This window comes from Streptomyces sp. NPDC018693, assembly GCF_044391385.1.
Taxonomy (GTDB): Bacteria; Actinomycetota; Actinomycetes; order Streptomycetales; family Streptomycetaceae; genus Streptomyces.
This window is the reverse complement of the sequence record NZ_JBIRZZ010000015.1, coordinates 117,419-142,118: the sequence shown is the minus strand read 5'-3', so window position 1 is coordinate 142,118 and position 24,700 is coordinate 117,419. Positions and strand designations below refer to the sequence as shown.

Annotated in this window: 16 protein-coding genes; 2 read left to right on the top strand and 14 right to left on the bottom strand. The window is 72.3% G+C overall.

What is annotated here, in order from left to right; all coding sequences use genetic code 11:
• Entirely contained in the window at positions 1-1,677 is a 1,677-nt protein-coding gene (gene ctaD / locus ACH5AC_RS30940) for a cytochrome c oxidase subunit I (RefSeq protein WP_398865544.1), read from the bottom strand.
• Between the two features lie 186 nt (positions 1,678-1,863).
• Here ctaD and ACH5AC_RS30935 point away from each other — a divergent pair, with 186 nt between their 5' ends.
• Positions 1,864-2,301, top strand: coding sequence for a pyridoxamine 5'-phosphate oxidase family protein (locus ACH5AC_RS30935; RefSeq protein ID WP_398865543.1), 438 nt, complete (start codon positions 1,864-1,866; stop codon positions 2,299-2,301).
• Positions 2,302-2,307: 6 nt separating this feature from the next.
• Here the strand turns inward: ACH5AC_RS30935 and narI are convergent, their stop codons facing one another.
• From narI to ACH5AC_RS30885, 10 genes are all read right to left on the bottom strand, one after another.
• Positions 2,308-3,030 carry a respiratory nitrate reductase subunit gamma gene (gene narI, locus ACH5AC_RS30930; protein WP_398865542.1) on the bottom strand — a complete coding sequence of 241 codons (723 nt, stop codon included), beginning with the start codon at positions 3,028-3,030 and terminating at the stop codon, positions 2,308-2,310.
• A complete protein-coding gene (gene narJ / locus ACH5AC_RS30925; RefSeq protein ID WP_398865541.1) occupies positions 3,027-3,797 on the bottom strand; it encodes a nitrate reductase molybdenum cofactor assembly chaperone in 771 nt (256 codons plus the stop codon). Before narJ ends, narI begins: the two co-directional genes overlap by 4 nt.
• Positions 3,794-5,317: a nitrate reductase subunit beta gene (gene narH / locus ACH5AC_RS30920; protein WP_398865540.1), complete on the bottom strand. Its 1,524-nt coding sequence runs from the start codon at positions 5,315-5,317 to the stop codon at positions 3,794-3,796. Before narH ends, narJ begins: the two co-directional genes overlap by 4 nt.
• Before the next feature lies 1 nt (position 5,318).
• On the bottom strand, positions 5,319-9,026 hold the full coding sequence (locus tag ACH5AC_RS30915; RefSeq protein ID WP_398865539.1) for a nitrate reductase subunit alpha: 3,708 nt from the start codon (positions 9,024-9,026) through the stop codon (positions 5,319-5,321).
• A 666-nt stretch (positions 9,027-9,692) separates the two neighbouring features.
• Entirely contained in the window at positions 9,693-10,712 is a 1,020-nt protein-coding gene (locus ACH5AC_RS30910) for a hypothetical protein (RefSeq protein ID WP_398865538.1), read from the bottom strand.
• Positions 10,713-10,750: 38 nt separating this feature from the next.
• Positions 10,751-12,691, bottom strand: coding sequence for a DNA/RNA non-specific endonuclease (locus ACH5AC_RS30905; protein WP_398865537.1), 1,941 nt, complete (start codon positions 12,689-12,691; stop codon positions 10,751-10,753).
• Between the two features lie 82 nt (positions 12,692-12,773).
• Positions 12,774-16,157, bottom strand: coding sequence for an ALF repeat-containing protein (locus ACH5AC_RS30900; RefSeq protein WP_398865536.1), 3,384 nt, complete (start codon positions 16,155-16,157; stop codon positions 12,774-12,776).
• A gap of 710 nt (positions 16,158-16,867) precedes the next feature.
• Positions 16,868-17,395: a flavodoxin domain-containing protein gene (locus ACH5AC_RS30895; RefSeq protein ID WP_398865535.1), complete on the bottom strand. Its 528-nt coding sequence runs from the start codon at positions 17,393-17,395 to the stop codon at positions 16,868-16,870.
• A gap of 22 nt (positions 17,396-17,417) precedes the next feature.
• Positions 17,418-18,149, bottom strand: a complete 732-nt coding sequence (locus ACH5AC_RS30890) for a CBS domain-containing protein (protein WP_398865534.1) — start codon at positions 18,147-18,149, stop codon at positions 17,418-17,420.
• Between the two features lie 34 nt (positions 18,150-18,183).
• Positions 18,184-20,889 (bottom strand): GNAT family N-acetyltransferase, encoded by a 2,706-nt coding sequence (locus tag ACH5AC_RS30885; RefSeq protein WP_398865533.1) that lies wholly within the window; start codon positions 20,887-20,889, stop codon positions 18,184-18,186.
• A 134-nt stretch (positions 20,890-21,023) separates the two neighbouring features.
• On the opposite strand from ACH5AC_RS30885, the gene ppk2 reads away from it, so the two are divergent.
• Positions 21,024-21,827, top strand: coding sequence for a polyphosphate kinase 2 (gene ppk2 / locus ACH5AC_RS30880; protein ID WP_398865532.1), 804 nt, complete (start codon positions 21,024-21,026; stop codon positions 21,825-21,827).
• 15 nt (positions 21,828-21,842) lie between these two features.
• Here ppk2 and ACH5AC_RS30875 read toward each other — a convergent pair whose 3' ends face one another.
• From ACH5AC_RS30875 to ACH5AC_RS30865, 3 genes are read right to left on the bottom strand one after another with little or no spacing between them, the layout of a single operon-like run.
• Positions 21,843-22,715, bottom strand: coding sequence for a universal stress protein (locus tag ACH5AC_RS30875; protein WP_398865531.1), 873 nt, complete (start codon positions 22,713-22,715; stop codon positions 21,843-21,845).
• 5 nt (positions 22,716-22,720) lie between these two features.
• Positions 22,721-23,743 carry an alcohol dehydrogenase AdhP gene (gene adhP / locus ACH5AC_RS30870; RefSeq protein WP_398865530.1) on the bottom strand — a complete coding sequence of 341 codons (1,023 nt, stop codon included), beginning with the start codon at positions 23,741-23,743 and terminating at the stop codon, positions 22,721-22,723.
• A gap of 45 nt (positions 23,744-23,788) precedes the next feature.
• Positions 23,789-24,694 carry a universal stress protein gene (locus ACH5AC_RS30865; protein WP_398865529.1) on the bottom strand — a complete coding sequence of 302 codons (906 nt, stop codon included), beginning with the start codon at positions 24,692-24,694 and terminating at the stop codon, positions 23,789-23,791.
• Between the last annotated feature and the right edge of the window lie 6 nt (positions 24,695-24,700).

Below are 24,700 nucleotides of genomic sequence, written 5' to 3'. Positions count from 1 at the left end.
CTACCTCGCCGCCGCCTCTAGCTCGGCCTTGGCCGCCGCCTCCAGCTCGGCTATCTCCGGGTGGTGCAGGTCGAACGCCGGGGACTCGGAGCGGATCCGGGGCAGCTTGACGAAGTTGTGCCGCGGGGGCGGGCAGGAGGTCGCCCACTCCAGGGAGCGGCCGTAACCCCACGGGTCGTCGACCTCGACCTTCTCGCCGTACTTGGCGGTCTTCCAGACGTTGTAGAAGAACGGCAGGAGCGACAGGCCGAGCACGAACGACCCGATGGTGGACAGGGTGTTGAGGGCGGTGAAGCCGTCGGCGGCCAGATAGTCGGCGTACCGGCGCGGCATGCCCTCCGTGCCCAGCCAGTGCTGCACCAGGAACGTGCCGTGGAAACCGGCCGTCAGCGTCCAGAAGGTGATCTTGCCGAGGCGTTCGTCGAGCATCTTGCCGGTGAACTTCGGCCACCAGAAGTGGAATCCGGCGAACATCGCGTACACGACCGTGCCGAAGAGCGTGTAGTGGAAGTGCGCGACGACGAAGTACGTGTCGGAGACATGGAAGTCCATCGGCGGCGAGGCCAGGATGACACCGGTCAGACCGCCGAAGGTGAAGGTGATCAGGAAGCCGGTCGCCCACAGCATCGGCGCCTCGAAGGACAGCGAGCCCTTCCACATCGTGCCGATCCAGTTGAAGAACTTCACACCGGTCGGGACGGCGATCAGGAACGTCATGAAGGAGAAGAACGGCAGCAGCACACCGCCGGTGACGTACATGTGGTGCGCCCAGACGGACACCGACAGGCCGGCGATGGCGATGGTGGCGCCGATCAGACCCATGTAGCCGAACATCGGCTTGCGGGAGAAGACCGGGATCACCTCGGAGACGATGCCGAAGAACGGCAGGGCGAGGATGTACACCTCGGGATGGCCGAAGAACCAGAACAGGTGCTGCCACAGCAGCGCCCCGCCGTTGGCCGGGTCGAAGACGTGCGAGCCGAACCTGCGGTCGCTCTCCAGGGCGAACAGGGCCGCGGCCAGCACCGGGAAGACGAGCAGGATCAGGACGCCGGTCAGCAGCACGTTCCAGGTGAAGATCGGCATGCGGAACATGGTCATGCCGGGGGCGCGCATGCAGATGATCGTGGTGATGAAGTTGACCGCGCCGAGGATGCTGCCGAAGCCGGAGAGCGCCACGCCCATGATCCACATGTCGGCGCCGACGCCCGGCGAGAACTCGGCGTTGGACAGCGGCGCGTACAGGAACCACCCGAAGTCGGCGGCGCCGTCGGGGGTGAGGAAGCCGCCTGCGGCGATCAGGGAGCCGAACAGGAACAGCCAGTAGGCCAGCATGTTCAGCCGCGGGAAGGCCACGTCCGGGGCGCCGATCTGCAGCGGCATGAGCCAGTTCGCGAAGCCGGTGAACAGGGGCATCGCGAACAGCAGCAGCATGATCGAGCCATGCATGGTGAACGCCTGGTTGAACTGCTCGTTGGACATGATCTGCAGTCCGGGCCGGGCGAGTTCGGCGCGCATCACGAGCGCCATCACCCCGCCGACGACGAAGAACACGAACGCGGAGACCAGGTACATCGTCCCGATCTTCTTGTGGTCCGTGGTGGTCAGCCAGTCGACCCAGGACGCCCGCTGCGTCCCTGCGGCTGTCTGTGTGTTGTGTCTCTGTACCTCGTCCACCGGACGGTGTCCCTCCCGATCATGCGAACCCGGCCCTTCAGGGCCGCCGCCTCATGATCGTGGGAGGGTTCCGCGGCGCCGTAGGGCCGTGGGACCCGGGAACAGGGCCCAACGGCCCTGGTACGCCCCGGTCCATCGGCCTTCCATGGAGATCGACAGACCTGTGGACGAAGGGCACCCGACACGATGAGCGACGAGTCCGACAACGGGGACCGCCACAGCGTCGACCTGGATCCCGGAGAGGCGCTGCGGCTGCTCGGCAGCGTTCCGGTGGGCCGTATCGTCTTCACGCGGGGCGCGCTGCCCGCCGTACGTCCCGTCAATCACATCGTCGACGACGGCGACATCATCATCCGCACCCACGAGGACGCCGCCCTGGTCGCGCGCGCCCGGCAGAACGGCGCCGGGGTGGTCGCCTTCGAGGCGGACGAGATCGATCCCGTCCGCCATCTCGGGTGGAGCGTGGTCGCCACCGGCTACTGCCGTCTCGTGACGGACCCCGCGCAGATCGCGCGTTACTCGGCCCTGTTGCAGCCCTGGTCGGACCAGCAGATGGACCAGGTGGTGCGGATCCGGCCGGAACTGATCACAGGGATCAGGCTGGTTCCGGCGTACTCGCAGTGACGGGGCTCACCGGGTGGCGTGCTCCCGGGCCGGTGAGGTGGTCGTGGCGCGCCGCCGGTAGACGAGGTACGGGCGGACCAGGTAGCCCACCGGCACGCTCCACACGTGCACCAGGCGGGTGAACGGCCAGGCCGCGAAGAGCAGGCAGGCGGTCAGGGCGTGCAGTTGGAAGAGCAGCGGGGCGCCGGTGATGGCCTCCGGCTCCGGCTGGAGGGTGAAGACGCCCCGGAACCAGACGGAGATGGTCCCCCGGTAGTCGTAGCCGTCGCCGAACACGTTGTGGGCGCCGGTGGCGGCGATGCCCAGCAGCACGGTGGCCGCGAGGAGCGGGAAGAGGACCTTGTCGCTGCGGTCGGTGGTGATCCTGATCCGCCGGGTCAGCAGCCGGCGGGCGCACAGCATGCCGAGGCCGGTGACCATGGCGACGCCGGCGACCGAGCCGGCCCAGACCGCGGTGGTGTGGTAGGCGTGCTCGGATATGCCGACCGCCTCGGTCCAGGAGGCGGGGATCGCCAGGCCCACCACATGGCCGGCGATCACCATGAAGGCGCCGAGGTGGAACAGCGGGCTGCCGAAGCGCAGCCAGCGGTGTTCCAGGAGCTGGCTGGTGTGGGTGGTCCAGCCGAACTGGTCGTGCCGGTAGCGCCAGACGTGGCCGACGGCGAACACGGCCAGGCAGATGTAGGGGAAGGCGACCCACAGGAGCAGATCGGTGCCGGAGACGTTCATCGGTGACCTTCCGCGGTCGTCGGCGGAGCCTGGAGGGGCGGTACGAAGGTGTCGGGCGGGGCGAACAGGTCGCCCGCGTACGGGTCGAGGCCGACGTCCTCGTTCGGCGGTCCCTGGGCGGCCAGTTCGGCGACCGCGTCCCGGTCCGCGTCGGTGGGCGGCGGCAGCAGGGCGAGCAGCGCGGCCAGGACGTGCCGGTAGGGCGAGTCGGCGTCGGTCAGCGCCCGGTGGATCAGCTGGAGCCCGCGCCGGTGCTGGCGCAGCGGGGCCTCGCCCGCGCCCGGCCCGCACAGCGCGGCGAACTCCAGGACGACGGGGAGGTGGTCGGGGAGTTCCCCGCCGTCGGTGTCCCAGCCGGCGGCGCGGTAGCGCTGGGCCAGCGCCAGCAGGGCCATGCCCCGGCGGCGGGTGTCGCCGTGCAGGTAGTAGGTGAGGTAGAGGCTGCTCTTGCGGCGCAGGTCGAACATGTCGACGTAGTGCTGGGCGAGCGCGTCGGGCTCCTCGCCGGTGAACCAGTCGGCGAACGCGGTCAGTTCGGCGGCGGCGGGCGACTCCGGCAGGGCCGCCACGGAGGCGGCGACGGTCGGCCGGGCGACGACGAGTTCGTCGTCGGGGTACTGCAGCGTCAGGGACATCAGACGCAGCAGCAGGCTGCGGTGTTCGCCCCGGGCGGGGTCCGCCGCCGCCTCGGTGGCGCGGTTGCGGCGGACGGCCGCGCGGATGCGGGTGCGGACGATCGCCGGCACGGTGGTGGGCAGGGGGCTCATGTGGGGTCTCCTGTCGAGGTGCGGCGCAGGGTGGGGATGCCGAGCATCACGCGGCGCTCCGAGGGGGCGTCGACGGACTCCACCGGGCAGCGGTTCTCCATCGCGGTGAGGGCGGCGGCGTCCTCCTTGTGCGCGGCCGGGACGACGTACCGGTCCTCGTACTTGGCGACGGCGAGCAGCCGGTGCAGGTCCTCCGTCTCCCGGACGGTGAGCCCGACGGCCTTCAGCGCGCTCTCGTCGCCGCTCTCGCCGAGGGTGCGCTGCCGCATGAAGGAGCGCAGGGCGGTGAGCTTCATCAGGACCCCGGCGACGACGTCGGTGTCACCGGCGGTGAACAGCTCCGCCAGGTACTCCAGCGGGATGCGCAGCCGGGTGACGGCGGCGAAGACATGGTCCGGGTCGTCCTGGTTGCCGCCCGCCGCGCCGACCGCGTCCAGGACGGGCGAGAGCGGGGGCACGTACCAGACCATGGGCAGCGTGCGGTACTCCGGGTGCAGCGGCAGGGCCACCTTGTAGCGGGAGACCAGGTCGTACACCGGGGAGCGGCGGGCGGCCGCCAGCCAGTCCTCGGGGATGCCCGACTCCCGTGCCGCCGCGGCGACCTCGGGGTCGTGCGGGTCGAGGAAGACGCCGCGCTGGGCGTCCAGCAGGTCCTTCTCGTCGGGGGTGGCGGCGGCCTCGCCGACGCGGTCGGCGTCGTAGAGGAGCAGGCCGAGGTAGCGCAGTCGGCCGACGCAGGTCTCGGAGCAGACGGTGGGCTGTCCGGCCTCGATGCGCGGGAAGCAGAAGGTGCACTTCTCGGCCTTGCCGGTGGCGTGGTTGACGTACACCTTCTTGTACGGGCACGCCGTCACGCACATCCGCCAGCCCCGGCACCTGTCCTGGTCGACGAGGACGATGCCGTCCTCTACCCGCTTGTACATCGCGCCCGACGGGCAGGCGGAGACACAGGCCGGGTTGAGGCAGTGCTCGCACAGGCGGGGCAGGTGGAAGAGGAAGGTCTGCTCGAACTCGAACTTCACCTTCTCGGCCCACTCGCCGGTCAGGTTGGGGTCGGCGCCGGCGTGCTCGGGCGCGCCGCCGAGGCCGTCCTCCCAGTTGGCGCCCCAGGTGATGGCGGTGGGCTTGCCGGTGAGGACGGAGCGGGGGCGGGCGACCGGGATGTCCTGGCCGGCGGGGGCGCTGACCAGGTTGTCGTAGTCGTAGGTGACCGGCTCGTAGTAGTCCTCGATGGCCGGGAGGTCCGGGTTGGAGAACAGGGAGAGCAGGCGCTTGACGCGGCCGCCGGAGCGCAGGACCAGACGGCCCCGCTTGTCCAGCATCCAGCCGCCCTTCCACTGCTCCTGGTCCTCGTAGCGGCGGGGGTAGCCGACGCCGGGCTTGGTCTCGACGTTGTTGAACCAGGCGTACTCGACTCCGGTCCGGTTGGTCCACGTCTGCTTGCAGGTGACCGAGCAGGTGTGGCAGCCGATGCACTTGTCGAGGTTCATCACCATCGCGATCTGGGCCATGACCCTCATGTCAGTACTCCACGTCCTGCGCGCGACGGCGGATGACGGTGATCTCGTCGCGCTGGTTTCCGGTCGGTCCGTAGTAGTTGAAGGCGTACGTCATCTGCGCGTAGCCGCCCGCGAGATGGGTGGGCTTGAGCAGCAGCCTGGTCAGGGAGTTGTGGATGCCGCCGCGCTTGCCGCTGACCTCGGTCTTGGGGACGTTCACGTTGCGGTCCTGGGCGTGGTACATGTACACCGTGCCCTCGGGCATGCGGTGCGTGACCACGGCCCGGGCGGCGACCACGCCGTTGCGGTTGTACGCCTCGATCCACTCGTTGTCCCTGACCCCGATCTTCTCGGCGTCGGCGGTGGACATCCAGATGGTGGGTCCGCCGCGGGACAGGTCGAGCATGTACTTGTTGTCCTGGTAGTTCGAGTGGATGGACCACTTGGAGTGCGGGGTCAGATAGCGGACCGTGACCTCCGCCCGGCCGTCGCGCAGCTGCTCGTCGCCGTAGTGCCGGGGTGTGTTCAACGGGGGCCGGTAGACGGGCAGTTGCTCGCCGAGTTCGGTGATCCAGTCGTGCTGGACGAAGAAGTGCTGGCGGCCGGTGAGGGTGTGCCAGGGCTTCTTGTGCTCGGTGTTGATGACGAACGGCGAGTAGCGGCGGCCGCCGGTCTCGCTGCCCGACCACTCGTACGACGTCATCACCGAGCGGGGCTGGCTGCGGGTGTCGGCGAAGGTGATGCGCTCGGCCTCCCGCTCGGCGGCGAGTTCGACGAGGCCCTCGCTGCCGGTCTGCCGCTCCAGGGCGCGGAAGCCCTCGGCGGCGAGGCGGCCGTTGGTGGTGCCGGACAGGGCGAGGATCGCCTCGCACATGTCGGAGGCGGTGGCCAGGGAGGGACGGCCGGCGGCCACACCGTCGCGGACCGTGCCGTTGCGGTGGCGCAGGTCGTCGATCTCGCGGTCCGGGTGGACGGTGACGCCCTTGGTGGTGGTGCCGAGGGTGTCCAGGAGCGGGCCGACGGCGCGCATCTTCTGGGCGACGGCGGTGTAGTCGCGCTCGATGGTGACCAGCTTGGGCATGGTCCTGCCGGGGATCGGCTCGCACTCCCCCGTCTTCCAGTCCTTCACGACGCCGCCGGGCTGGGCGAGTTCGTCGGGGGTGTCGTGCAGCAGGGGCACGGCGAGGACGTCGGTGCGGGTGCCGAGGTGGTCGCGGGACAGCTCGCTGAACCGGTCGGCGATCGTGAGGAACGTGTCGTAGTCGGTACGGGCCTGCCAGGGCGGGGCGATGGCCGGGGTGAAGGCGTGCACGAAGGGGTGCATGTCCGTGCTGGACAGGTCGTCCTTCTCGTACCAGGTCGCGGCCGGCAGGACGACGTCGGCGAGCAGTCCGGTCGACGTCATCCGGAAGTCCATGGTGACCAGCAGGTCGAGCTTGCCCTCGGGGGCCTCCTCCCGCCACACCACCTCCTGCGGCCGGTGCTCCGGCGGGGTCTCCTCGGAGCGGACCGCCGCGTCCGTGCCCAGCAGGTGGCGCAGGAAGTACTCGTTGCCCTTGCCGGAGGAGCCCAGCAGGTTGGCCCGCCACACGGTCAGGACACGCGGGAAGTTGGCCGGGTCGTCGGGGTCCTCGGCGGCGAACCGGAGCCGTTCGGACTTCAGTTCCTCGACGATGTGCTCCGCGACGGGGCGACCGGCCGCCGCGGCCTCGTCGGTGAGGTCGAGCGGGTTGCGGTTGAAGCCGGGGTGGCCGGGGGTCCAGCCGAGGCGGACGGCCTGGGCGAGACAGTCGGCGAAGCCCTTGCCCTTGAACCGGCCCTCGCCCAGCGGGGAGGCCAGTTCGTCGGGGCCGAACGCCTCGTAGCGCCACTGGTCGGAGTTCAGGTACCAGTAGGAGGTGCCCGCCATGTGCCGGGTGGGCCGCTGCCAGTCGAAGGCGAACGACAGGTGCTGCTGCCCGGTGACGGGGCGGACCTTCTCCTGGCCGACGTAGTGCGCCCAGCCGCCGCCGTTCACGCCCTGGCAGCCGGTCATCGTGGTCAGGGCGAGGAAGGCGCGGTAGATGGTGTCGGAGTGGAACCAGTGGTTGGTCCCCGCACCCAGCGCGATCATCGAGCGGCCTTGTGTCCGCTCGGCGTTGCGGGCGAACTCGCGGGCGATCCGGGCCGCCTGCTCGGCCGGGACGGAGGTGACCGTCTCCTGCCAGGCCGGGGTGTAGGGCTGGGAGGCGTCCTCGTAGGAGGCGGGCCAGTCACCGGGCAGGCCCGGGCGGTGGACGCCGTACTGGGCGAGCATCAGGTCGAAGACGGTGGTGACCAGGCGGCCGCCGACCCGGGAGACCGGGACGCCGCGCACCATCACCGAGCCGCCCTCGGTGGCGCCCTCGTCGAACCGGGGCAGGGCGACGGCCACGGTGTCCTCGGCGGACTCCAGCAGGCTGAGCCGCGGCTCGGTGGCGCCGAGGTCGAGGTTCCAGCGGCCCTGTTCGGTCTTGCTCCAGCGGAAGCCGAGGGAGCCGTTGGGGACGACGGGTTCGCCGCTGACGCCGTCGAGGACGACCGTCTTGGAGTCCGCGTTCTCCTCGGTCTCCTCGTCGTGGCCGAGGTCGGCGGCGGTGAGGAAGCGGTCGGGGACCAGTCCGTGCTCGCCCTCGCGCAGCGCCACCAGGAAGGGGGCGTCGGTGAAGCTCTTCATGTACTCGTGGAAGTACGGCACTTCCCGGTCGACGAGGAACTCCCGCAGGATGACGTGGCCCATGGCCATCGCCAGCGCGCCGTCCGTGCCGGGGTGCGGGGCGAGCCACTCGTCGGCGTGCTTGACGTTGTCCGCGTAGTCGGGGCTGACGGCGACGACCTTGGTGCCGTTGTAGCGGGTCTCGGTGAGGAAGTGGGCGTCCGGGGTGCGGGTGACCGGGATGTTGGATCCCCACATGATCAGGTAGCCGGCGTTCCACCAGTCGGCGGCCTCCGGGACGTCGGTCTGGTCGCCGAAGACCTGCGGGGAGGCGACGGGAAGGTCGGCGTACCAGTCGTAGAAGGACAGCAGGGTGCCGCCGATCAGGGAGTGGAACCGCGCGCCGGCCGCGAACGACGCCATCGACATCGCCGGGATGGGCGAGAAGCCCGCGACCCGGTCGGGGCCGTACGTCTTGACGGTGTGCACCTGGGCGGCGGCGATCAGCTCGGTCACCTCGTCCCAGTCGGCGCGCACCAGGCCGCCCTTGCCGCGGGCCCGCTTGTACGCGCCGGCCTTCGCCGGGTCGCCGGTGATCTCGGCCCAGGCCGCCACCGGGTCGCCCAGCCGGCGGCGGGCCTCACGCCACAGCTTCAGCAGGGTGCCGCGTACGTACGGGTAGCGGACCCGGCTGGGCGAGTAGGTGTACCAGGAGAAGGAGGCCCCGCGCGGGCAGCCGCGCGGCTCGTACTCCGGGCAGTCGGTGCCGATGGACGGGTAGTCGGTGGCCTGGTGCTCCCAGGTGATGATCCCGTCCTTGACGTACACCATCCACGAGCAGGATCCGGTGCAGTTCACGCCGTGCGTGGAGCGCACCACCTTGTCGTGTGCCCAGCGGTCGCGGTAGAAGCCCTCCCACGCCGGGTCGCCCTGCCCGTACACCGCCCGGCCGTCGGCGGACACCTCACTGCGCGTCAGCAGGCGGCGCGCGGCCAGCGGCCAGCCCTCGGCTGCGCGCCGGTTTGCGGGGCGGCGCGCGGTCTTGTCGTTCTCCATGCGCCGAACGTAAAGGGCGCGCGCCGTCCGGAACCTGGGTCCACCGGGCCTCACCAGGCGACTCTTCGGCCCGGACGTCCGTCACCGGGACAGGGACCATTGGTCCCGGTGGCAGGGCCGGTCGGACGGCGAGAAGGGCGCATCGGGTGGTGCACGCTTGCGGTGACCGAAAGCGACGGCAGCTGATGGACGACCGCGCCGCGCGTCGGCCCGGCCCCTACTCCCCCGTCCCGGGCCTGGCCGACGCGGCGGACGGTCCGCCGCTCGCCTCGGTCACTGTCCGGCCGCCTGCTGTGTCTGCCGCGTCCGCAGACGGCCGGACCGACCCGCCCGGGGCCCGCGCCGACCCGGCGCCGTTTCCGCCCGGCGGCTGAACCCACGACATGCCCCGGGCCTACGGCAGATCTCAGGCGCCCCGACCACTAGCCCCCGCGCGCGGCGAGCGTGCGCGGCGGCCGGAGGAGGAACGCATGCGGCACCCGGAGGACCGACGCTTGCGGGAGCACGAGGACGGGGACGCGCGGCGGACGGGTGACGAACACGTGCCGAAGCACAAGGACGGACCCGAACGGCAACCGGCCGTGGAACGCGAGCCGCACACGGGACGACAAAGCCCGCGACGGCCCGATACACGGCCACGAAGGCCGAGGGCGCCGACCGCTCGCTTCACTGGACCAGTTCGATGTGGGGGTGGGTCGGGTCCGCCGGGCAGGCGTGGAGCTGGAGGCCGTAGCCGCGGGCGATCGTGATCATGGTGAAGTTCGCGGGCGGGGTGCCACGGAGGAGTGGCGTCGGGTTCGTCCGTTCCTCCTCGGGGGCCCAGCTGTCGCTGCCGGCGTCCCATTCGAGGGTGGCGATGGTGAGGAGCGGGAGCGCCTCGGTGACGCACTCCGGGCAACGGCGGGGCATGGGGTCGGAGAGGCCCCAGCGGGACCAGCCGCCGGTCTTCCAGCCGGGCGAGGTGGACAGCTCGTTCTCGTAGAACTCCCGCGGGGTGGCGGGGCAGGAGCCGTCCCACCGGCTCGGGTCGCCCAGCTCCTGCCGCAGCTCCTTGTCCAGCTCCATGAAGGCGGGGTACTCCGTGACCTGCTCCGGTGCCAGCAGGGACGGCTCCGGGAGATAGCCCTGCGACTTGATCGCGGACGGTTCGGGCGGCGCGTCGAGGACGTCGGTGACAGTGGTGGCGGAGCGCCAGAAGACCGCGGTACGGGGGTGGGTCGGGTGGTCGAAGGGGCACCACAGGATCTGGAGGAGGTCGGCCCCGGGCGGGCTGACCGGGAGAGGGACGTCACGGGCGTACAGCTGGGCGACAGGGAGCAGGGGGACCGGGTCCTCGGGCCAGGGGCGGCCCTGGAGGATCCGCTTCTCGGTGGCCAGTTCCTCGGGCGTGGGCCGGGAGGCCGGGCTGCCGAGGTGTCGCCGGCTTGCCATCGCCGCTTGGTCACGGCGGAGGATCCGGATGTCGTCCGGGGACAGGACCCTGCGCGTCGCACCCCTCTCGTGCGGTCCTTCGCAGTGCGGCCACGGCTCGTCGGCGGGCCACAGCAGCGGCCCGCCGACGGAGCTGTCGTGCACGGTCGGCGACCCGGGCCGCGGGTGCAGCCGGGTCGCCGTGCGTGCCAGCGGGGCCAGTTGAGGGAAGAGCGCGGTCACGTCGAGCGGCCGCGGCGGGGTGGTGAAACTCATGCTGGCTCCCGAGGGCACGAACAAGGTGTGGAGAGGGATCAGTTGCCGAGGTTGTGCGCTCCGCCGGTCTGGGTGTTGGGGATGTAGACATCGGGGAACAGCTGTTCCACCGAGCCGTCCTCGCGCTCGATCTTGGCGCTCATCGTAACGCCCACCGGAATCGTGCTGTCGGCGCTCAGGTAGGTGGGAGTCACCTCGTAGAGGATCGCGTCGTCCTCGCTGAACGAGGCCAGCCGCACCTCGTCCCGGGCCTGCTCCTCGTACTCCCACATGCTGCCTGCACCGGTGTTCATCCCGACCTGCCAGCAGGGCACGAGGTTCTTCGAGATCCGCCCGCCGAGAATGTTGGCGATCAGGTGGCAGCGGGAGAGCTGCTCGGTGAGATGGTGCGTGGAGGCGTAGTCGGCCGCGTCCTGCCAGCCGGTGATGTCTCCGCCGGCCTCACTGCCGGGTCCGAGCTGCTTGCCCAGGCAGGCGGTGGCCTTGGTCGCCCGGTGGCCGGCCGCGCTCGTCGGGTCGTTCTTGTTGACGTGTGGCACCGGTTCGGTGGTGTTCAGGATCCAGCCGTTGCCGGCGGGGCGCGCGCCCTCCGGCGAGATCCCCAGGCACTCGGCGTGCGTGCCGTCGAGCGACGCCGTGAACCCCAGCTTGAACTGGTCGGCGTCGATGACCCGCTGGCCCGCGAAGCCATCGGCGAGCTGGTTGTCCGCGAACTGCTTGTCGGCGGCGGCGACATGGGCGCGCACACATCGCTGGGAGGTGTCGAGGCTCGAACCGCCGTTGACCTCGTGGATGACCCATCCGCCGTTGCCGTGGTAAGGAATGAGCTCGGCGCACTCAGCACCGTCCCTTCCGCCCTCCTTCGTCTCCGCGAAGGGGAACTGGGCGCAGGTGTCGGTCGGTATGAGGTCGCTCGCGTCCGCGAACGGCTCCGACGAGCCGCTTCCGCATGTGCTGTTCACGCGGCTGTCCACGCCGCTCGTCGATCGGGTCAGCGGGGTGTTGAGCCCCCAGCGGTCGGTGAGGTTCTTCTGCGCCCACAGATAGGCCGCCACCGCGCCGCCCTGGTCGGATCCCTGCGTGCTCATCGACATCTCGGCCATGACCGACGGGACGGCACAGCCCGCCACCGACGACCCGCCGACCGCGTCGTCGCACCTGATCTGACGCGCGTTCCTCCACGACGCGTTCGGGTCGACCGCCGTCGCGCCCGGGGACGTCACGTACATCGCGTACGCCGTGTGGAAGGAGGCGGAGGAGCCCGTCGTCTGGGACGAGGAGTAGGTGACGGTGCCGGTGAGGGTCTGGCCGAGGGTGATGTCGCCGCCGTACCAGGGGGCGGTCTTGGTGGCCCTGCAGCCGGCGTCGCAGGAGGCGCGGAACTTGGCGTTCAGCGCGGCGACTTCCCCGGTGGCGCTGATCATGGTGACGGAGACCTGCTCGCTCCAGGTCGTGGCCGTCGCGGAGAGGTCGGCGCCGGTGGAGACCTCCAGGACGCCGCGGCCCCGCTCCACGCCGTTGGAGTCGCGGAGGATGTAGGTGACGTTGATGCCGGTCACGCAGTACGAGAAGCGCTCGTAGCTGTAGCTGCCGGGGTTGGTGACATCGCAGCTTCCGGCGGCAGCGGTGGAAGCGGCGGTGGTGGCCGTGGCGGCCGCGACACCGGCGCGGGTCCTCGCCTTCGTGGGGGCGGGGGCGACGGTCACACAGGACTCGACGGCGCCCGCGCGCCGCTCCTTGGAGCCGCGCGCGGTGGCCATGCACTTCTCGCCGGACTTGTCCGCGAGCCTGCTGGTCTCGGTGGTTTCCGCGCCGGGCTCGGCTGTCTTTGTGGTGGACGGGGCCTTCGCCGTCGTGGGCGAGTCGGCCGCCTGGCTCGTGGCGGCTGTCGTGAGGACGAGGGTCAGGGAGGTGAGGACGGTCAGGACCGTCGAGCGGGCGCGTCTCCTGGGAGCGCGCCCGCCGGGTATTTCATGCATGCGGGCAGGAACCTTTCTGCGAAGGGGGGCAGGGGGCGCCGCCTCATCGCGGCGCCCCCGGGAGAGAGAAGGGCGGGCGGGGTCAGGCCGCCAGGTCCCAGAGGTCGCTGAGGCCCTTCGTGATGCCGGAGACCAGGTCCTCGCCGGTGTCGGTGATCTTGCTGACGACGGGCTTGACGAGGCCGCCGCCGAGCGCCTTGTCGGCGGCGCCGACCCACTTGTAGGCGCCGAAGGAGACCAGGCTCAGGCCGGTGCCGACGGCGGACTCCCAGAAGGCACCGCTGGTGAAGCCGTGCTCGATGCCCGTGAAGAGGGTGCCGAGGGCGCCCGCGCCCGCGGAGACGCCGGCGAAGAAGCCGGCCGCGGCGAGGGCCGGCGGGAAGACGAAGGCGGCGAGGGCGCAGCCGGCCGCCAGGAACCCGGCGCCGATGCTGACCACGTTGGCGGCGTCCGCGTAGAACTGGGCGTCGTTCCACCATTCGTCGGCGTCGCCGTCCGCGGTGCCGTTCGGGTTGACCTGGTTGTTCTTGTCGTTGTTGGCCGGGTCCTGCTTGGCGTCGCGCTCCTCCTGGGCCTTGAGCGCGGCCGCCTTGGCCTTCGCGATCTCCTCGGCCCGCTTCTTGTCGGCGGCGATCTGCTTGGCCTGGGCGTACGCGGCGGCGGCGGCCGTCGCGTCGGCGGAGGCGGCGAGTTCGGCGGCGCGGGCCGCGGCGGCGGAGCGCTGGGCCGCGGCGGAGGAGGCGAGGGCGGCGCGCGCCGAGTCGACGGCCTTGTTGGCGGAGTAGTTGGCGGAGCGGGCGGCGTCGCGAGCGGTGGCTGCGGCGTTCTTCGCCGTGGTGGCGGATGCCTGGGCGGCGGCGGCCGACTTGTCGGCGGCGTCGGCGTTGTCCCGCGCCTGCTGGGCGTAGTTCTCGGCCTTGGCGGCGGAGTCGAGCGCCTTCTGCGCCCACTGCTGGGCCTCGGCGGCTGCGTTGCGGGCGTCGGCGGCTGCCTTCGAGGCGAGGGCCGCGTCCTCCTGCGCCTTCTCCGCGATCTTCGCGGCGGCGGCGATGGCCCCGCGGACGGCGGCGACGTGGGTGGCGGTGTCGAAGTCGAGCTGGGCCGTGCGGTACTGGATCACGGTGATGAAGTTGCGCAGCATCCACGCCGGTCCTTCGAGCGCGACCTCCGCGTATGCCTTGGTGAAGGCGCCCGCGGTGTTGATCAGCTCGCTGGCCCGGACCCGGTCGTCCTCCTGGACGGCCCGCGGGTAGTCGTGGTCGAAGAAGTAGTTGAGGGATTCGGTGGTGTTGCCGTCGAGCGCCTTGTTGGCGGCGGCGGTCACTGCCCTGCCCGCGCCGTCCGCGATGATCTTGTGGATCGCGACCCGCAGGTCCTCGTCCGAGGCGCGCTTCATGCCGATGGTGAGGAAGTCCCCGACGGCCTTGGAGTCGGTGCTCTCCAGGGCGGCCGCGGCGGCCGCAGCGACCTTCGGTCCGGCGATCGTCGCCACGTGGAGGGTGGTCTCGCGGTCGTCCTGCGCCTGGGCGAGGGCCCGATCGAGGTCGATCCAGGCGTAGACGTCGTCGTCGGAGCCGGCGAGGGCGTGCTGGGCGGCCTGCCGGGTGTTGGCGCCGCGGGCGTCGATCAGGGCGACCGCGGCCTGCCGGCCCAGGGTCGCGGCGACCGACATGTCGCCGGAGTACAGGGCCTCTTCCGCCCTGGTGATCAGGTCCTTGGTGGCCTGGGTGGTGCGCTCCGCCATGAGCCGCTTCTCGCGGACGTCCGCCAGCTCGGCCTGCTCGATGGCGGCGAGCTGCCGGGCCTCCTCGATGGCCTGCTGCTTGTCCTGCTCCAGGGTCTGGGCCTCGGCGGCGCGGGCGTTCTTCTCCACCTCGATGGCGTCGGTGACGGCCTGGGTGGCGATGTTGGCGGCCTTCACGGCCTCCGTGGCGTGGGCGGTCGACTTGTTGGCGTAGTCGACGGCCTGACCCGCGTACTTCACGGCCTCCTCGGCGGCGGCAGCCGACTTGTCGGCGTGGGCGGCGGCGGAATTGGCGGCGTCCCGGGCGGTGCGGGCCGCCTTGGCGGCGGCGGTCGCCAGGGCCTGGGCGGCGGACGCGGCGTTGGTGGCGCGGTTGGCGGCGCTGGTGGCGATGGCCGCCTGGCGCTTGGCCTCGGCGGCCTCCGCCTGGGCGGCACCGGCCGAGACGGCGGCCTGGGCGGCGGCAGTCGCGGCAGCGGCCGAGTTGCGGGCGGCGGAGGCGGCGGCCAGCCCGGCGGACGCGGACGCGTCGCCGGCGAGGGCCGCCTTGTCGGCGGCCGCGGCGGCGCTGCGGGCCTTGGCGGCGGCGTTGCGGGCGGCGACCGCGGCGTTCTTGGCGGCCTCCGCCTTGCCGGCGTCCTTGGACGCGGCGATCGCGGCGTTGTAGGCGCGGGCGGCGGCGTTGCCGGCCTTCGCGGCGGCCTGGGCGGCGCCGGCGGCGGCCCAGGAGGCGCGGCGGGATGCCTTCACGGCGGCGTTGGAGGCGTTGACCGCGTTGCGGGCGGCGTCGGCCGCGCCCTTCGCCGCGCTCGCCGCCTTGCGGGCCGCGGCCCCCGACTTCTGCACGTCGCTCTGCGCGGCGGCGGCCTCGGCGGCGGCCTTCTCGGCGGCCTCCTTGGCTTTCGTGGCGGCGGTCTCGGCGCGGGCCCCGGCCTCCACGGCCAGGTTCGTCTCACGCTCGGCGCGCTTGCCCTCGCGCTCGACGACGGCCACCAGTTCCTCGATGGTCGCCGACTCCTGGTCGCGGGCGCGCGCGATGTGCTGGCCGGTCTCGATGAACCACTCGATGTCCTTCGCGGTGCCGCTGAGCGCGCGGTCCGCGTACTTCTGCACCTCCGGGCCGCCGGTCATCAGCATGGCGCTGACCTGGACCCGGGTGTCCTCCAGCCGCGCGTCGTACTGCTTGTCGGCGAGGAAGGCGATGAGGGCCTGCTCGGTGCCGGCGTCGAGGGCGGCGGTGGCCTCGCGCACCACGGCCTTGTCGCCGGTGGACGCGACGATGCTGGTGGCGACCTGGAGGTCCTCCCGGATGGCGGGGGCGAAGCCCTCCGAGAGGAAGCCGGCTATCGCTTCGTCACCGTTGTCCAGGGCGGCGACGGCCTCGCGGCGCAGGCCCTTGCCCGCGCGGTCCAGGCTGCGGATGATCGCGACCCGGTTGTCCTGCACGGTCTGCTGCGGCAGCGTCTCGGCGAGGAAGGTCTGGATCTCGGTGTCGGTCCCGTAGAGGGCCGTGGCGGCGGCGGCCTTGACGCCCTTGCCGCCGGTCAGCCACGCGCGGACGGCCTTGGCACGCTCGGTGTCCGGCAGCGGCACCGGGTCGGCGGCCCCTGTCTCGGCGGCCGCGGCGGTGGCCGGCCGCAGGACCGAGGGCGTGGCGGCGACGGCGGTCGCGGCCGCGAGAGCGCCGAGGACGCGGCGTCTGCTCCAAAAAGCAGTCTGCATACGGGACTTGCCCTTCTACGAGTAATGGGGTGACGCGCCGGATTTCACACCGTGGACGGCATCAAAGCCACAGGAACTCTAGGCAAGTTGGACTTGCCGAGGCCCCAATGGCCCAGCGAATCGTGGATATTTGATGGATCGGCGCATCTCCTTCACGAAATCATGACGCCGGCCCGTACAACCTTCCCTCGGCGTGACGCAGGCCACGGAAAACTTGCTTTCAATGTCCAGGTATGAGCCGTTCATGGCGTTGGAGGAGGGTGCGTCGCCGTGTCGGGATGCCGGGGTCGATGGTGATCACCGGAGTTCGAACAGCGCGTCGCGGAGGCGCGCCAATGGTGCGCAAGGTGGCTTTCATTCCGCGTGTGCGGCTTTCCCTGTTCGCGACCGGTTTCGCGACCGGTGGTTTCCAAGTCCAGCCGCTGGCGACGAAGTCAGGGATGCAATGAGGGAAATCAGCACCACTGTCGGAAAGGCGGCGGAGGCGGCCGCGGGGCGCTGCGTTCTGCGCGGATCCCGCTACCAGGGCCTCGCCAGGACCAGCCTCCAGCGCCGGCTCACCGGCACACCCGAGCCCGCACCCGCATCGCCCACTTCGTACGACTTCGCCCCGCCGACCAGACGGTCAACGGGGCGAAGGGTGCGCAGGACCCCGGACACGCCGACAGCAGCTGTGTGGCGCGGGGCCGTCGGCGTGTGCGCGGTGCGGGTCAGAGGCCGAGCTGTGGGTTCGTCAGTTCCGTGGCGACCCGGGAGGCCCAGTCCTCGATCGTCGGGAAGTCGCGGAAGTCACCGCCCTTGCCGTTACGGAGGAGCATGCGGGCGATGCGGCCCTTGGCGCCCTCCTCCAGGCGGCCGCCGAAGGTGATGTGGCCGCGGGCGTCGAGGCGGTCCATGACGCGGCGGACGCCGGGGGCGGGCGGAATGTCCCGTTCGGCGGCCGAGGTGTCCAGGGGGCCGCTGCTGAACAGCCACAGCGGGCGCTCTGCGAGCGCGCGGCGGTGCCGGCGCACGAAGCGGCGGGCGTCCTTGTGCCAGCGTCCCGCGTACAGGGCGCCGCCGACCACGACGGCGTCGTACGGCGTGACGTCCTCGACGAGCCCCCCGGATGCCGACTCCGCCGTGCAGCCCTCCTTGCGCAGCACCCCGGCCACGGCTTCGGCGATCTGCGCGGTCGAGCCGTTGGTGGAGCCGTACGCGACCAGTACATGAGGTGCGTTCGACGGGTTCGTGGTCATGGTGGTCCGCCTCCTCGGCCGGTCAGAGTCGCCGCAGCCAGTCGTCGGCGACACCCTGCAGGGTCTGTTCGGCCGGCTGGATCCGGGCGTCGTCGAGGCGGTACGTCAGTTTGTCGACGACCGCGACGACCCCGTCGATCTGCCGGGTCATGGAGACGGCGATCTCCGTCTCGCTCTTGCGCTCCAGCTGCCCGGTGAGCGTGACCACGCCGTCGGTGACGGACACGTCGACGCTGCGCGGGGTGAGCCACAGCGCCCGCACCAGCACCTCGTCGATCACCTCGGCGCGGATCTCCCCGTCGGGGCGCAGGAACACCGTCAGCAGGTCGCGGCGGGTGACGATGCCGACGAGCCGGTTCTCCTCGTCGAGGACGGGCAGCCGCTCCACACGGTGCTGAGCCATGGTCCGGGCGGCCTCGACGATGGTGTCGTCGACGTGGACCGTGATGGCCGGCGCGGTCATCAGCTGCCCCGCGGTGCGCGCCTTCGCCTTGACGGCCTGCCGGCGGGCGGCGGGCGTGAGCGCGGCGAGACGCAGGCGCCTCTTCGGCTCGTACGGGTCGGGCAGCCCCGCCTGGTGGACCATCAGGTCCGTCTCCGAGACGACGCCGATGACCCGCTCGTCCTCGTCGACCACGGGCAGTCCGCTGATGCGGTGTTCACCGAGCTGCCGGGCGACCTCCTTGAACGGGGTGCCGTACTCGGCGCGGACGACGTCCGTGGTCATCACGGAGCCGACCTTGTTGTGCTTCATGGTGTTCCCTCCTCGGCGGAGCGGGCGCGGATCCTCAGCGGAGCCGGCGCAGATAGGGGTCCTGGGGGCCGCGCGGCAGCAGGCGCACGCGCGCGTCGAGCACGGTCACTCCGCCCGGTGTGGCGAGGACCGGGTTGAAGTCGGCCTCGGCGAGCTGGGGCAGATCGCTCGCCATGCGGGACAGCCGGTGCAGGACCTGCTCCAGACCGGCCAGGTCGACGGGTCCGCCGCCCTGCGGGCCGAACAGCAGCGGCGCGCAGCGCGGGGACGTGATCAGGTCGTGGACGTCGTGGTCGGTGAGGGGTGCGAGCCGGGCGGCGTGGTCGGCGAGCACCTCGGTGGCGGTGCCGCCGAGGCCGAACAGCACGAGCGGTCCGAACACCTCGTCCTGGACGACCCCGGCGAACAGTTCGGTGCCGCGGTCGGCGAGCGGCTGGAGCAGTACGCCCGTGAGCAGTCCGGCGAACCGGGTGTCCAGGTCGCGGTAGGCGGCGCGGACCTGGGCGTCGCCGCGCAGGTCGAGATGGACGGCGTGCTCGGCGCTCTTGTGCAGCAGGCCGGGCCAGTGGCCCTTCATCACCACCCGGCCGTCGGCGCCGCGCAGCCGCTCGGCGGCCAGCACCGCCCGGTCCTCGCTGTCGGCCCAGGCCCAGGGCAGTTGGGGGATGCCGTAGCAGTCGAGGAGTTCGGCGCACATGCGCGGGTCGAGCCAGCCGCCGTCGGGGTGCGCGTCGAGGTAGGTCTCGACGACGCGCTGGGCGCGCTCGGTGTCGACGCCGTCGAGGTCGGGGACGGTCCCGGCGGGCCGGTCCAGCCAGGCGGCGCGGCGCGCGGCGTGGGCGAGCGCGCGGGCGGCTGCCTGGGGTTCTGCGTAGGAGGGGATGGTGCCGCTCTCGGCGGCGGGCAGCAGTTCGACGGGCAGGGCCTGTTCGAGGCGGACCACGACGACCGGCTTCACCCGGCGGGCGGCGGTCTCGGTGACCGCGCGGACGAGGTCGTCGCCGGTGGCGGCGGCGACCGCGGTGGGCACCAGCGCCACCAGGACGGCGTCGAAGCCCTCGTGGCGGGCGATCCGCTCCACACAGCCGGCGAGCTGTTCCTCGGAGACGGCGGCGGAGGCGTCGACGGGGTTGCCGACGGCGGCGCCCTCGGGCAGGACGTCGATGAGGTCGGCGACGAGTTCGGTGCCGGGCGTGGGCAGGCTGAGCCCGGCCTCGGCGCAGGCGTCGGCGGCGAGGACACCGGCGCCGCCGGCGTTGGTGACGATCGCGACGCGCGGGCCGGTGGGCAGCGGCTGGGAGTGCAGCAGGGCGGCGGCCTCCAGGAGTTCGCCGCAGGAGCGGGTGGCGGTGATGCCGGCCTGGGTGAACAGGGCGCCGCGGGTCATGGTGCGGGTGGCGGCGGCCGCGGTGTGCGAGGCGGCGGCGCGGCGGCCGGCCTCGGTGCGGCCGGCGTCGACGGTGAGCACGGGCATCCGGCGGGTGACGCGGCGGGCGGTGCGGGAGAAGGCGCGGGGGCTGCCGAAGGACTCCAGGTGGAGCAGGGCGAGGCGGGTGCGGCCGTCGCTCTCCCACCACTGGAGCATGTCGTTGCCGCTGACGTCGTACTTGTCGCCGAGGGAGGCGAAGGAGGACACGCCGACGCCGAGCCGGGACAGGCCGTCGAGCAGGGCGATGCCGACGCCGCCGGACTGGACGGCGACGCCCGCGCTGCCGGGCAGCGGATGGCCGGCGGCGAAGGTGGCGTCCAGACACAGCTCGGGGTCGGTGTTGGACAGGCCGAGGCAGTTGGGGCCGACCAGGCGCATGCCGTGGGTGCGGCAGATCCCCAGCAGGTCGCGGGCCTCGTCGGCGCCGAGTCCCGCGGTGACGACGAGCAGGGCGCGCACGCCCGCCTTGCCGCACTCCTCGGCGGTCTGCGGGACGGCGGCGGCCGGGACGGCGATCACCGCGAGGTCGGGGGTGACGGGCAGGGCGGCCACGGACGGGTGGCAGGGCACGCCGAGGATGTTGACCGCGCCGGGGTTGACGGCGAACAGGCGGCCGGTGAAGCCGCCGTCCTTGAGGTGGTGCAGCACGGCCCGCCCGATGGAGCCGGCCCGGCGTCCGGCGCCGACCACGGCGACCGCCTCTGGCCGCAGCAGCGGCCGCAGACTGGCGACGTCGGCGCCGCGGCCGCGCTCCTCGACGGCCGTCAGATACGTGTCGTCCTGGTCCAGCTCGATACGGCAGCGCACCTCGGGCCCCTCGAACCGGCGGGCGGTGCGCAGCCCGAGGTCGGCGAAGAGGCGCAGCACCTCGTGGTTCTCGCTGAGCGCGTCGGCGGTGAAGTGGGTGACGCCCGCGGCGCGGGCGGCGGAGACCAGGTGCTCGACGAGGAGGGTGCCGACGCCACGGTGGTGGAGTCCGTCGGCGACGGCGATGGAGATCTCCGCGGTCCGCCCGCCGTCGCCGTCCCGGCCGCCGGTGTCGTACTCGGCGAGACCGATGATCCGTCCCTGGGTCTCGGCGACCAGTGCCCGGTAGCCCGGGTGGGTGGGCGCGCAGGCCCGGTCGGCGGCCAGGTCGGCGGAGCGGCGGCTCGCGGAGAAGAACCGCAGGCGCAGGTTCTCCGGGGACATCTCCTCGTAGAAGCCGCGCAGCTGTTCGTGGTCGCCGGGGCGGACCGCGCGGATGCACACGGTGGTGCCGTCCGCGAGCAGCGCGTGGACCGGCGGGCGGGTGAGCGGGTCGACCGACATCGCGGATCTCCTCCAGGCTTTCTACACTTCGAGCGTCCAGCGGAACGCCGCGGGATCCCATGGGCTGTCCGGCGGTGGCCGGGGGGCCGGTCGGCCCTCGGCTCCGCGACCTCGGCGAGGGGAGTCAGGGCGCCATGTCCGGCAACGACACGGGGAAGCTGTCGCGGAAGGTCTACGAGCGCGAACTGCTGCGGCTGCAGACCGAGTTGGTCAAGGTCCAGGAGTGGGTGCGGGCCGAGGGGGCCCGGCTGGTCGTGATCTTCGAGGGGCGGGACGCGGCCGGCAAGGGCGGGACCATCAAGCGGGTCACCGAGCACCTCAACCCCCGTGTGGCCCGGATCGCGGCGCTGCCGAAGCCGACCGAGCGGCAGCGCACCCAGTGGTACTTCCAGCGGTACGTCGAGCATCTGCCGGCGGCCGGCGAGATCGTGCTGTTCGACCGGTCCTGGTACAACCGGGCCGGGGTGGAGCATGTGATGGGCTTCTGCACGAAGGAGGAGCACCAGCTGTTCCTGCGCCATTGCCCGATCTTCGAGCGGATGCTGGTGGAGGACGGGATCCTGCTGCGCAAGTACTGGTTCTCGGTGAGCGACGCCGAGCAGCAGGAGCGTTTCCAGCGCCGGCTGGAGGATCCGCTGCGGCGGTGGAAGCTGTCGCCGATGGACCTGGAGTCGCTGACCCGCTGGGAGGCGTACTCGCGGGCCAAGGACGACATGATGGTGCACACCGACATCCGGGAGGCGCCCTGGTACGTGGTGGAGAGCGACGACAAGCGGCGGGCGCGGCTGAACATGATCGCCCATCTGCTGGACACGCTGCCCTACCACGATGTGCCGCCGCCGGTGCTGGAGCTGCCCGAGCGGCCGGAGTCCACCGGGTATGTGCGCCCGCCGCGCGATCTGCAGAGGTATGTGCCCGACCACGCGGCGAGCCTGTGACCCGACCGGCGGTTCTCACGCCGGGTGCGGTACGACGGCCACCGGGCACGCGGAGTGGTGCAGTGCCGCGTGCGCGACCCGGCCCAGTTGCAGCCCGAGGTGTCCCTCGCGCCGCTGGGCGCCGACGATCAGCAGGTCGGCGCGGTGGGAGACGTCCACCAGGACCCGCCGGGCGTGTCCCTCGACGGTGCGGCGGTGCAGTTCGATGTCCGGCGGGGCGTCCTTCAGGGCCGCGTCCAGGGCCTCGGCGGCCCGTTTCTCGTGCAGCAGGGCGGACTCCCCGGCGAGCCGCGGGTGGTCGCTCGTCTCGTGCGCCGGGCACCGCCAGACCCGTACGGCCTCCAGGATCGCGCCGCGCCGCCGCGCCTCCTCGTAGGCGAAGCGCAGCACGGTGCCGTCGTCGGGGTCCTCGCCGACGCCCACGACGACGCGGCCGTGGACCGGGGCCGCGGTCTGGTTGTCGTGGCTGCCGCGCAGCACGACCACCGGGCAGGGAGCGTGCGCGGCCACGGTCAGGCTGACCGAGCCGAGCAGCAGGTTGACGATGCCACTGCGGCCGCGGGTGCCCATGACCAGCAGCGCGGCCTGCCGTCCCTCGTGGACGAGGGCGTACTCGGGTTCCTCGGGCAGCGCCTCGGCGGTGACCTTCAGGTCGGGCTGCCGGGTGCGGGCGCGACGGGCGGCGGTGTCGAGGATGTCGTCCGCGCGCAGCTCGTCGGCCGGCCGGTTGAAGTCCCGGGCGACGGCCTTGCCCTCGTAGCGCTCCCACAGGGAGGCGTACACCACCCGCAGCCGCGCCCCGCGCAGGGCGGCCTCGTCGGCCGCCCAGTCGACGGCGCGCAGGCTCGGCTCGGAGCCGTCCACGCCGACGACCAGGGGCAGTTGCATGGTGGTCACCGTCCCGCGCCCAGGTCGAAGACGATGCGGGCCTTGACCTCGCCGCGCAGCACCGCCTCGATGGAGTCGTTGACGGAGTCCAGCGGGCGGGTCTCGTGGATGACCTTCGTGCGGCCGGCCGCGTGCAGCTGGAAGACCTCGGCGAGGTCCTGGCGGGTGCCGACGATCGAGCCGATCACGGAGGTGCCGTTCAGGACGGTGTCGAAGATCGGCACCTGGACCGTGCCCTGCGCGGGGAGGGCGACCATGACCAGCTTGCCGCCGCGCCGCAGCCCGGCGTTGACGGCGGCGAAGGCGGACTCGTTGACGGCGAGGGCGATGGCCGCGTGGGCGCCGCCGTACTTCTTGAGGGTCGCGCCGACGTCCTCCTTGCGGGCGTCGATGACGAGGTCGGCGCCGAGGTCGCGGGCCAGTTCCAGCTTCTCGTCGGTGACGTCGATGGCGGCGACGTTCGCGCCGGCGATCTTCGCGTACTGGACGGCGAGATGGCCGAGTCCGCCGACGCCGGAGATCGCGACGAGCTGGGTGGGCCGGACGTCGGCGACCTTCAGCGCCTTGTAGGTGGTGACGCCGGCGCAGGTCAGCGGTGCGGCGTCGAAGGGAGTGACGCCGTCGGGGACCGGCTGGGCGTAGTCGGCCCAGGCGAGCATCTTCTCGGCGTAGCCGCCGTCGCAGCCGTAGCCGGTGTTGATCTGCTGCTCGCACAGCGTCTCCCAGCCGGACAGGCAGTGCTCGCAGTGTCCGCACGCCTTGCCGAGCCAGGGCACGGCGACCCGCTGCCCCACGCTCAGGTGGGTGACGCCGTCGCCGAGTTCCTCGACGAGGCCGACGCCTTCGTGGCCGGGCACGAACGGCGGGTTCGGCTTGACCGGCCAGTCGCCGTGCGCGGCGTGGATGTCGGTGTGGCACAGCCCGGACGCCTCGACGCGGATGCGGACCTGGCCGGGGCCGGGCACGGGGTCGGGGCGCTCCTCGATGACCAGGGGCTCGCCGAATGCTCGTACGACCGCTGCCTTCATGGGGTCGTCAACTCCTCGGGTTGTTACGTGGGTCGGGTGGGTGGGTCAGCCGTGCGAGACGACGGCGACGGGGGCGGTGGCGTGGTGCAGGACGGCGTGGGCGACGGGGCCGGTGTGGGCGCCGAGCGGGCTGCGGCGGACGCGTCGGCCGACGACCACCAGGGACGCCTCGTGGGAGGCGTCGATCAGGTGGTTGGCGGCGCTGCCGGAGCGGGAGTCCTCGACGACCTCCACCGCCGGGTACTTCGCCCGCCAGGGGGCGAGGACCTCGCTGAGCGCGGCGGCCTGCTGCCGGGCGACCTCGCCGTGCAGGGCGGCGTCGGCGCTCGGACCGTAGGTGAAGTAGGGCGGCAGGCTCCAGCCGTGGACGACGCGCAGCGCGGTGTCGCGGCGGGCCGCCGACTCGAACGCGAACCCGACGACCGAGTCGTCGGGGCCGGCCGGGTCGAGGCCGAGCACCACGGGCCGGAACGGGGTGACGGCGGACGGGGCGCCCGCCGGGTCGGGCTCGTGCTCGTCGGCGGCCCGTTCCCCGGCGCGGACCAGGACGACCGGCCGCTGGGCGTGAGCCACCACGTACAGGCCGACGGAGCCGACGACGAACCCGCCGAGTCCGCTCAGTCCGCGCGATCCGAGCACCAGCAGCTCGGCGTCCTTCGCCACCTCGGTGAGGATGGCGAAGGGGCTTCCGTGGCGCTGCTCGGGGGTGACCTCCAGGCCGGGGTGGCGCAGTCTGAGGCCCGCGGCGGTCTCGCGCGGGATGCGCTCGGTCCAGTGCCGTTGGGTCTCCGCGCCGAGCGGCGGCTCCTGGGCCATCGGCTCGGGGACGGGCTGCCACACGTGCAGAACGGTCAGCGGCAGGCCGCGTGACAACGCCTCCCGGGCCGCCCATTCGACGGCGGCCCTGCTTTCGGGGGAGCCGTCGAGACCTGCGACAACTGTGCGGACCATGGTGTC